This is a genomic window from Mojavia sp., from assembly GCF_059505145.1.
Window position 1 is genome coordinate 1 of the sequence record NZ_JCACKA010000161.1, and the last position, 9,394, is coordinate 9,394.

Sequence of the window (9,394 nt, forward strand, 5' to 3'; positions counted from 1 at the left end):
CGTCTAGAACGTCAAACCACCCTCTACTGGGGGCGCGTCCAACTGCGATGGTCATGAGATCAAATCTCCAAATGTTTATAAGTGCAGGTTTTTACTTCTGTATTATAGATCGCTATTATTCTTTCGCTCTCCATAAACAGAAACTTAACTGGGTTGTCAATCCAGTTTACAATTTTTTACTGTCTCTAATCATATTAAGTGCAAATCGCTAACTTTTCCAGGTAATTTTTAATTTAATTTAATATTTATACAGGTTGAAGGGGATGGGGTATTGGGCATTGGATGAAGAGGACAAGGAGCATGGGGGATGGGGGGACAAGGAGCAAGATTTAATCATAGTTCTTTCCCCTTGTCCCCCTTCGGGTACTCTTCGAGAACCCGCTACTCTTCTCCTATCGGAGACGCTACGCGAACGAGAAGCCGCTCCGCGTCTACGCGTGTACGCAGTCGCCTGCGGAGGAGCCAGCGCGGTCTTGGGGTCTCCCCCATGAGCGACTGGCGTTGGAAACCCTACCAAGAGCGCTGTCTCACCTTGTCCCCCTTGTCCCTCATCTCCCTACACCAGTGATCAGGCAGCTAGCGCTAGAATGAGTCCTACAGTTAAATTTCATTAATGCTAAATGTTTACCATCGACTTAACCGTCAGAAACACTGCTTTTCCTATATCAGTACAACGTAAAACAGCAGAGGATGCTGAGGCTGTTTACCAGCTAATTTTGGCAGCAATGCGCTCTGGCAACCCTGACATTGTGGAATTAAAATGCGAAGGCAAGACAGACAAAAAAATTGCTATTCGTGCCAGCGAAATTTCTGGGGTACAGATTCTTCAGAAAGATGGTGTAACCACTAGTAGTGGTAGACCACCTGGCTTTGTCGCCCTATCCGCTGAGTAAGCAAGGTGTATCCATGGCGGAAGTGGGCATCGAAGTTAAGGATTTACACTTCAGTTGGCCTAGTGGAGACAAAGCAATCAAATCTTGCTCGCTACAAGTACCCAAGGGTGAATTTTGGATGCTCTTGGGTACAAATGGCAGTGGTAAATCAACATTACTCAGGCTGCTGGCGGGGCTATTAGCTCCTGATTCTGGTGAAATTCGGGTTTTGCATCCCGTTGGCTTTGTCTTCCAAAATCCCGATCATCAACTGGTTATGCCAACAGTTGGTGCAGACGTGGCTTTTGGACTAGTAGAAGAAAAATTGCCGCCTGCTGTAGTGAGAGCGAGGGTAGAGGAGGCTCTAGGAGCAGTGAATTTAGACGCGCTGCAACGACGTCCTATTTATGCTCTGAGTGGGGGGCAAAAACAGCGAGTCGCAATTGCTGGTGCGATCGCCCGTCGCTGTGAAGTCCTACTATTAGATGAGCCTACTGCTTTATTAGATCCAGATAGCCAACTGGACTTGGTTGCTGGTGTCCGCCGCCTTGTCAAAAGTCGTGGTATTACAGCCTTGTGGGTGACACATCGCCTAGATGAGTTGAATTACTGTGACGGCGCTTTTTTACTAGAAAGCGGCTCTCTTGTTGATCAAGGCGAAGCCCTGCGCCTCAAACAGCGCCTGATGGCAGTAAACAAATAAGTTTCTTAAATACCCATTTTTTTGCTAGTACCGCTGCGCGTAATTCGTAATTACGTTTTACCAAGGGTTTTAGACATATGGGTGGTTTATTTTCGCTGTGCTGTACTAGTCTTCTGTTTTCAGCTCATCTGGTCATGACGATAGCGAATCCGCGAGCGTCAAACACCCAAATGAGTTTCACAACTAAGGAAAAATAGCCGCTTTATTCCTGGGAAATCAACCAAGTCTCAGGAATAAAGTGAGCTACAATCCCCGTTCTTAACTCCTTCCAGCCCCCAATCTTCGGGAAATTCATCGTTAATAACTAAAAAACTGCAACGCGCCTTTAAAAGGTGCGTTTTTAGTTAGTATGCGTTTGCCAATGCTGCTTTTGTCATCTTCATGCAGTTTTTGCTAACTGTAACATAGTGTTACAAGGGGTGCTTCAATTACTATATAAAGTTATGAACGAATCTTGCCAACTCTAGAAAATTGTGATTAAAAACCATGCCCCGTCCCTTACCCAAGGCCGTTTTGCTAGTAGACGGCTACAATATAATTGGTGCTTGGCCTTGCCTCAAAAAAACCCGTGATAATGCAGGATTAGAGGCAGCACGCGTAGAACTGGTTGAAGCGATGACTAATTACAGTGCGTTTCAAGGTTATGACACGGAAATAGTTTTCGATGCCCAGTATCATAATGCCTCTAGCAATAAAGAAATTATTACAGAACTGTTATCAGTTCATTACACCGATTTTGGGCAAACGGCAGATACATACATTGAAAAAGCCTGCGCGACTCTACGTTACCAAATAGCGCAAGCTCGAATTGCTCGCGTGATTGTTGCCACATCGGATCGGGCACAGCAGTTGATGGTACAGGGGTATGGTGCTGAATGGTTATCGGCACAACAACTGTGTGGCGAAGTGGAAACTACAGTTTGTCGGATGCGACACAAGTATCAATCACGTAAACAATCCCAAAGTAGATTTTTAGCTAATTCCATCGATGCTAAGGCTAGGCAGCGTCTGGCTGAACTGCGAATGGGATTCAAATAGATATTATAAATAGATACTTATTTCCAAAACTCTCTGCTTTAGCTTTGGAGTCTATTTTGACTGCAAAAATCATAGACTTCAACATTTACAAAAAATCTGGCGGAAGTACTTGCCAAATCCTTTCTGTTAGCTTATCATTATAAATTGTGGGTGATCCTCAGTAGCTCAGTGGTAGAGCGATCGACTGTTAATCGATTGGTCGCTGGTTCGAATCCAGCCTGGGGAGTTAAAAAAGGATAAAAGGTGAAGCATGAAGGATGAAAAAGGAGATTTCAAACTTCATTCTTCAGAGTTTCAGGAATTATGGACGCTAGATGCATCGGTAATATTTCTGAATCACGGCTCTTTTGGTGCTTGTCCCAAAGCAGTTCTAGCGGCTCAACAAAGCTTGCGATCGCGCCTAGAATTGGAACCCCTACGCTTTTTTGGTAGAGAGTGGGAACCGCTACTAGATAATGCCAGAAGTAAACTCGCAGAGTTTGTGGGTGCTGATTCCCAAGATTTAGTATTTATACCAAATGCGACGACTGGCGTAAATTCTGTGCTGCGCTCGCTTTGGTTTTCACCTGGCGATGAAATACTCACAACCAACCACGAGTATAACGCTTGCCGAAATGCCCTAGATTTTATTGCTAGTCGCACTGGTGCGCGGATAGTAGTAGTACACATTCCTTTCCCCTTAGACTCGCCACAGCAGGTTTTGGCAGCAGTCATTGAGCGAGTAACAGCAAATACACGTTTAGCGCTTTTAGATCATATTACTAGTCAAACAGGGTTAATCTTCCCCATCCAACAGTTGGTCAAGGAATTGCAACAACGGGGCGTAGATACACTAGTAGATGGTGCCCATGCTCCAGGAATGATACCTCTAAATTTGCGAGAGATTGGTGCAACTTATTACACTGGCAATTGTCATAAATGGCTATGTGCGCCGAAGGGAGCAGCGTTTTTGTACGTGCAAAGAGATAAGCAATCAGATATTCGTCCCCTAACAATTAGCCACGGTGCAAACTCGCCAAGAACTGATAAAACACGCTTTCAGCTAGAATTCGATTGGACTGGTACAGACGATCCCACTCCTTATATGTGCGTTCCAGAAGCGATCGCCTTTATGGGTTCATTACTACCTGGCGGATGGAGCGAGTTAATGCAGCGTAATCATCAACTGGTATTGGAAGCAAGACAGATACTTTGTGAAGTCTTGGAAGTGCAACCGCCTTGTCCAGAGGAGATGATTGGTTCAATGGCAGTTCTCCCAATGCCTGCTGCTTGGGAAAACCGTAATTTTATGTCTGTGCACGATGAGTTGTTTGATCAGTTTGGTATTCAAGTGCAGGTTATGCCGTGGCCAGAAAAACCTCGGTTGCTAGTAAGGGTATCGGCGCAAATTTACAATACGCTGGCACAGTATAAATATTTGGCAAAAGCGCTGATTCAGTTGCAGAATACTTGAGTTAATGACTTTTTGCGACTCTCTTAAAGACCCTCACGTAAACCGATCGCAATCTTACTGTGCTTTTCAATCTGTCCCATCACTTGTTTTGCTCGTTGAATTACTACTGCTGGTAAACCCGCCAACCGTCCCGCTTCAATACCATAAGATTTATCAGCGCCTCCTGGTTGGACTTGGTGCAAAAAGATAATTTGGTCGGGTAACTCCTTCACCGTTACCTGATAATTAGCGACATTCGGCAACATCCCAGCCAGTTCATTCAACTCATGGTAATGAGTCGCAAAAATTGTCCGCGCCCCAATGTCTGATGCTAGATACTCTGCTACCGCCCAAGCAATGGAAAGTCCATCAAAAGTTGCCGTTCCTCGGCCAATTTCATCTAACAATACTAAGGATCTGGAAGTTGCATGGTTGAGAATATTCGCCGTTTCATTCATCTCCACCATAAAGGTAGATTGACCTGTTGCCAGATCGTCCACTGCACCTACACGAGTGAAAATGCGATCGCAGATTCCTAACTTTGCAAACCTTGCTGGCACAAAACTCCCCGTCTGCGCCATTAACTGAATCAATCCTACCTGACGCAAATAACAACTCTTACCACTCGCATTCGGCCCGGTGAGAATAATTAAGTCGGGTGTGGAAGAATTCTTCTCCTCTTCCTTTGCGTCTTTGCGGTTAGTTTCCTCGCTTCCCAACTGCGTGGAATTCGGCACAAAGAACCCCGCAGGTAAAGACTGTTCCACCACCGGATGACGACCATCAACAACTTCTATCTTGCGTCCTGGTAACATTTCTGGACGGCAATAACCTTGATGTACCGCCAACTCCGCCAAACCACACAATACATCCGCCGCCGCTACTGCACGGGAAAGATTGCGAATTACCTCCGCTTGAGTCCCTACCTCATCCCGCAAGGTGACAAAAATCTCATATTCCAACTGATTTAAATCATCGCGTGCTGAGAGAATTCTGGCTTCTCGTTCTTTCAACTCTGGTGTAATATAACGTTCCTCATTGGTCAGCGTTTGCTTACGGATGTAGTTAGATGGTACTTGGTCAGCTTTAGCACGGGAAATACTGATGTAGTAACCAAAAGTTTTATTAAATCCTACCTTCAGTGTAGGAATTCCCGTCCTTGCTCTCTCATCAATTTCTAAATTCGCAATCCATTGTTGGTCTGCTTCTACAGTGGCTTTACTCTCATCTAATAAAGGATTCACACCAGGGCGAATCAAGCCGCCTTCTTTAATATGTATGGGTGGCGACTCCACAATATGGGTGTGTAATTTTTGTGCCAAATCTTCCAATACAGGTGGCACATTCTGCAAAGCTTTCAAGAAAGGAGAACGCGCCTCAGCCACTAGCTGAGATAATTCTGGTAAGCGTGAGAGAGAATCAGCTAAAGCTACTAAATCTTTAGCATTAGCAGTACCAGAACCAGCCCTACCTGTTAGCCGTTCCAGGTCATAAATTTGACGCAGTAATTGGCGCAAGTCTTGACGTAAGCCAGTATTTTCTACCAATTCTTGAATAGTATCTTGTCGGGAGCGAATGCCTTTAATATCAAGTAGTGGCTGCAACAACCACCGCCGCAAAGCCCGCCCACCCATCGCTGTGCTAGTTCTATCTAATGCCCAAAGCAGGGAACCGTGAAAAGTGCCATCACGGACTGTTTGGGTAATTTCTAAGTTACGGCGGGTTTGATGATCAACAATTAGGTAGTCGGTGACGGTATAGGTGCGTAACAGTTGGAGGGGGACAGAGTTTTCTTTTTGAGTATCTTCCAGGTATTCTAAAAGACCACCAGCAGCACGGACAGCGAGGGGGAGGTGTTCACATCCCAGACCTTCAAGCGATCGCACCTTGAATTTCTGCAATAATCTACTTCTAGCTTCGCCTTGAGAAAACGGAACTTGCGATCGCAGACAATAACAAAATGCTGGCGGTAAACATTGGGGTAGATGAGGAGAAGTTTCTCCCGGACGCAGCAAACTACCCAAATCAGGAGCATTAGTCGGAAACAACACCTCCGAAGGCTGTAAGCGCATTAATTCCTGGGTCAAGTGTTCTAAATCACTACCCTGAGTCGTGAGAAATTCACCAGTCGAGATATCTGCATAAGCTAAACCCCAATGATTAGCCGCAATTACCACGCCAGCTAAGTAGTTATTGCGACTTGCCTTGAGCATTCCCTCTTCCAGCAAAGTACCAGGGGTAATAATGCGCGTTATCTCCCGCCGTACTAATCTCCCAGCCGCTTCTGCTGCATCTTCCACTTGATCGCAAATTACCACTGCATAGCCTTTTTCTACTAGCAGCGTCGTGTAGCGTTCCCAGGAGTGGTGCGGAACACCGGACATCGCCACCCTTCCCTGTTCCCCAGCTTGTTTGCTAGTCAAGACTAATTCCAATTCTTGCGCTAGTGTAACAGCATCTTGGAAATAGCATTCAAAGAAATCTCCTACCCGATACAGCAACATCGCGTGAGGATATTTATCCTTAGTTTCGACATAGTGCAGGTACATTTGACTTAGCTTGCTGCGGTCTACCTGTCGATGGTCAGAAATAAAAGTACTGGGGTCGGGCTTGCTAGATGGAGTTTCAGAGTGAGAAGCGGTCATAGATGCTAGGAGTTACGCACGGAAATGCCACAATATCCGATGATAACGTGATGTGAAAGTCCAAAGGCGATCGCTCAAGGTTTTTTTACCCTTTTGTGCAACTGCTTCGCCGCTATCAACCACATTAAATTTACTTGATAAATAGCCTCTAACACACGAGATTTCACTCACTCAACCATTCTTCACGAGAAACCCCAGCTTGTCGCAATAGCCGTGATAATAGACCCACACTAATATCACCCTCATGAGGGTTGGGAATAATCACAGTCACATCACCTCGTCGCATTTGTGGGTGCTTTCCTCCTGCGTATGGCCCTTCAAAGCCCAACTCTTGCAGACGTTTTACTAAATCACGCCAAGAAACTGGGGTTAATCTAGACATTTTTATACAGGTTTGGTCAGTTCATTGAGGTTGATACCAGCTATTACCGGAATTGTTAACCCTAAATGTAACCGCAGCGCCAGCCAGTCACTCAAAGCTTCTCTTAATTCACGCCGACATCCTTCTAACATCTTATGACACGCCCAAACTCCTTGTATGCCTGGAATTTCACCCCAATAAGTTTGATCGTCTTCAATGATTTCATAAACTGCTAGTTCCATCGCTTGGTCAATGTAGCTTGCCAGCATAACTAATAAAACAATCCAGTACTCTATCTAAATTTAGCTCTTGCAAGTGGCGATCGCTCAAGGTTTTTTTACCCTTTTGTGCAACTGCTGCGGCGTGTGGGTAGTTGCTGGAATTTTAGCTTGTCATCATTTAGATCCCCCTAAATCCCCCTTTCCAAGGGGGACTTTAAGAAGTTTCCCCCCCTTAAAAAGGGGGGCTAGGGGGGATCAAGCGAAATATTTAATACTTCTCAGACATCCTCTGAGATGCACCCATTACGAATTACGAATTACTTTAACGCGCATCACCAATCAAGACAAATGGCGACCAATAAAAAGGATGGCGATGGTCTGCAATTAGTTTTAACTTAGCTTGTCGCAAAGCTTCCCCTTTGGTCATACCTTGCTTGAGATTTTGATAAAAATTAACCATCAATAGCTGAGTTGCTTCATCCTCAACCGCCCACAAACTTGCCATCACAGCTTTAGCACCAGCACGCTCAAATATATAAGCAACACCTGTAATTCCCTCGCCGTTAAAATTAGTGTCTACAGCAGTTTGACAGGCACTAAGAGTAATTAGTTGTGTGCCTTGTAAACCTAAAAGAGCAGCATTAGCAATGTCTAAAGGTTTGTCAGCAAATAGTAACCTATTATTTAATAAATTGACTTTTTTACAATCTTCAGTTTGAAAACAGCCGTGAGTTGCTAAATGTAAAAATGAAAAGCGTAATGCTTGGGATCTAAACTTTTCTAAGGTGGCTTCATTATGGATATAAACTTCACTGTCTGGTAGTATTTCCTTAATCTTTCTGACTTCTGCCTCTGCACCTGGGAGATTTTGCGGGTCACGGGGTATAGGATTACCAAATGCTAAAACAGCTTGTGGTTTGGGAGTTACGACATTTTGCACACCTGGAGATTTTAGGGCATTATTGGAAATGCGAGTGAGATAGCTAACAGGATATTTCTGGAGCAAAAACTGATTAGTTTTATTGTCGTAAAGAGTCTCAAAAGGTAAATCACGCAGTTTACCAGTAGCAATAATACTCAGTTGTTTAGGTGATAAAGCCTTAACTTTGTCTTCTATAGGACGAATGAGAATATCATAAAGTTCGCCGCCGATTTCAAAGTAATCAGAATCACTATCGTCTTGTACCTGTTTTAGATATTGAGTGAGAAGTTTATTAAACTTAGTAGGGTCAATAGATTTTTTAATAACGCTCGACTCGCCTTTCGTGAAGATAAAAAAGGCAATATTGTTAGGCATATTTCTCACATTAGTCAGCAAGACAGGTTGAACTACAACTGTTCCTGCGGGTATAGAGGATGTAAGATTTTTAATATCTACGGGTGTAGTTTCAAATAGTTCTGCCACTTCAGGAAAGCGGCGGGATATATTTTCGGCTTCTGAATAAACTTGTGCTTCTAATTGCCGAATCTGTTGGGATAGGCTTTCGGAGCGATCGCTTTGCAGTTGTTGTCGCAGTGCTTCCAATTGTTGATTTTTTTTACTCCAGTCGTCAAGAGCTTGCTGTGCTTCTGGGTTGGCAACTTTAGCATTAATCAGGCGAGTATAATCAGCAAGGTCGGCTGTGGTGAATAGGTTAACCCATTCAAAGGCTTGAGCGTATTTATTTTGATTAATGAGAACATCGACTAAAGCATTAGCAATTGCACTTCCACCGTTTTCCTGTAAAAACTTTTGGCGATTATCCCGTTGCAAACCTCGGCGTATTTCTAAGCTGATTTTGAGAGATTGCTCTAAATTAGTAATGGCTTGGGTTGGTCGATTTGTACTTTGGAAGAGTACACCAATATTACCCAAGGTGGCAGCTTCACCAGAGCGATCGCCCACAGCACGCCATAGGGGAAGAGCTTGGTTGTAAAAGTCGAGTGCTTTTTGCTTTTGTCCTAAAGCGTCGTACACTAGACCGATATTATTGAGTGTAGTGGCTTCACCAGTGCGATCGCCCACAGCACGCCATAGGGGAAGAGCTTGGTTGTAAAAATCGAGTGCTTTTTGCTTTTGTCCTAAATCGTCGTAGACTCGACCGATATTATTGAGTGTAGTGGCTTCACCAGAGCGATCGCC

Annotated in this window: 9 protein-coding genes and 1 tRNA gene; 5 read left to right on the forward strand and 5 right to left on the reverse strand. The window is 44.4% G+C overall.

All coding sequences use genetic code 11. The features are described 5' to 3' along the window. Positions 1–620 precede the first annotated feature (620 nt). The 5 genes from AC5JL8_RS38725 (at position 621) to AC5JL8_RS38745 (ending at position 4,066) form a co-directional block, all read left to right on the forward strand. Positions 621–893 carry a UPF0367 protein family gene (locus AC5JL8_RS38725; RefSeq protein WP_495884979.1) on the forward strand — a complete coding sequence of 91 codons (273 nt, stop codon included), beginning with the start codon at positions 621–623 and terminating at the stop codon, positions 891–893. A gap of 13 nt (positions 894–906) precedes the next feature. Then, entirely contained in the window at positions 907–1,575 is a 669-nt protein-coding gene (locus tag AC5JL8_RS38730; RefSeq protein ID WP_495884980.1) for an ABC transporter ATP-binding protein, read from the forward strand. A 486-nt stretch (positions 1,576–2,061) separates the two neighbouring features. After that, entirely contained in the window at positions 2,062–2,613 is a 552-nt protein-coding gene (locus AC5JL8_RS38735; protein WP_495884981.1) for an NYN domain-containing protein, read from the forward strand. A 154-nt stretch (positions 2,614–2,767) separates the two neighbouring features. Further along, positions 2,768–2,839, forward strand: a tRNA-Asn gene (locus AC5JL8_RS38740). Positions 2,840–2,863: 24 nt separating this feature from the next. Next, positions 2,864–4,066 carry an aminotransferase class V-fold PLP-dependent enzyme gene (locus AC5JL8_RS38745; protein WP_495884982.1) on the forward strand — a complete coding sequence of 401 codons (1,203 nt, stop codon included), beginning with the start codon at positions 2,864–2,866 and terminating at the stop codon, positions 4,064–4,066. Positions 4,067–4,089: 23 nt separating this feature from the next. Here the strand turns inward: AC5JL8_RS38745 and mutS are convergent, their stop codons facing one another. The 5 genes from mutS to AC5JL8_RS38770 all read right to left on the reverse strand — a co-directional run. Further along, on the reverse strand, positions 4,090–6,690 hold the full coding sequence (gene mutS / locus AC5JL8_RS38750) for a DNA mismatch repair protein MutS (RefSeq protein ID WP_495884983.1): 2,601 nt from the start codon (positions 6,688–6,690) through the stop codon (positions 4,090–4,092). 12 nt (positions 6,691–6,702) lie between these two features. Continuing rightward, a complete protein-coding gene (locus AC5JL8_RS38755) occupies positions 6,703–6,861 on the reverse strand; it encodes a hypothetical protein (protein ID WP_495884984.1) in 159 nt (52 codons plus the stop codon). Continuing rightward, entirely contained in the window at positions 6,854–7,072 is a 219-nt protein-coding gene (locus AC5JL8_RS38760; RefSeq protein ID WP_495884985.1) for a type II toxin-antitoxin system HicA family toxin, read from the reverse strand. The genes AC5JL8_RS38755 and AC5JL8_RS38760 overlap by 8 nt, the downstream gene beginning before the upstream one ends. 2 nt (positions 7,073–7,074) lie before the next feature. After that, positions 7,075–7,320, reverse strand: a complete 246-nt coding sequence (locus AC5JL8_RS38765) for a type II toxin-antitoxin system HicB family antitoxin (RefSeq protein ID WP_495884986.1) — start codon at positions 7,318–7,320, stop codon at positions 7,075–7,077. 274 nt (positions 7,321–7,594) lie between these two features. Further along, a partial coding sequence (locus tag AC5JL8_RS38770; protein ID WP_495884987.1) for a CHAT domain-containing protein occupies positions 7,595–9,394 on the reverse strand: 1,800 nt, incomplete at its 5' end.

Coding starts and splice junctions, on each gene's coding strand:
- AC5JL8_RS38725 (WP_495884979.1), top strand. CDS start 621: ATGTTTACCATCGACTTAACCGTCAGAAACACTGCTTTTCCTATATCA.
- AC5JL8_RS38730 (WP_495884980.1), top strand. CDS start 907: ATGGCGGAAGTGGGCATCGAAGTTAAGGATTTACACTTCAGTTGGCCT.
- AC5JL8_RS38735 (WP_495884981.1), top strand. CDS start 2,062: ATGCCCCGTCCCTTACCCAAGGCCGTTTTGCTAGTAGACGGCTACAAT.
- AC5JL8_RS38745 (WP_495884982.1), top strand. CDS start 2,864: ATGAAGGATGAAAAAGGAGATTTCAAACTTCATTCTTCAGAGTTTCAG.
- mutS (WP_495884983.1), bottom strand. CDS start 6,690: ATGACCGCTTCTCACTCTGAAACTCCATCTAGCAAGCCCGACCCCAGT.
- AC5JL8_RS38760 (WP_495884985.1), bottom strand. CDS start 7,072: ATGTCTAGATTAACCCCAGTTTCTTGGCGTGATTTAGTAAAACGTCTG.
- AC5JL8_RS38765 (WP_495884986.1), bottom strand. CDS start 7,320: ATGCTGGCAAGCTACATTGACCAAGCGATGGAACTAGCAGTTTATGAA.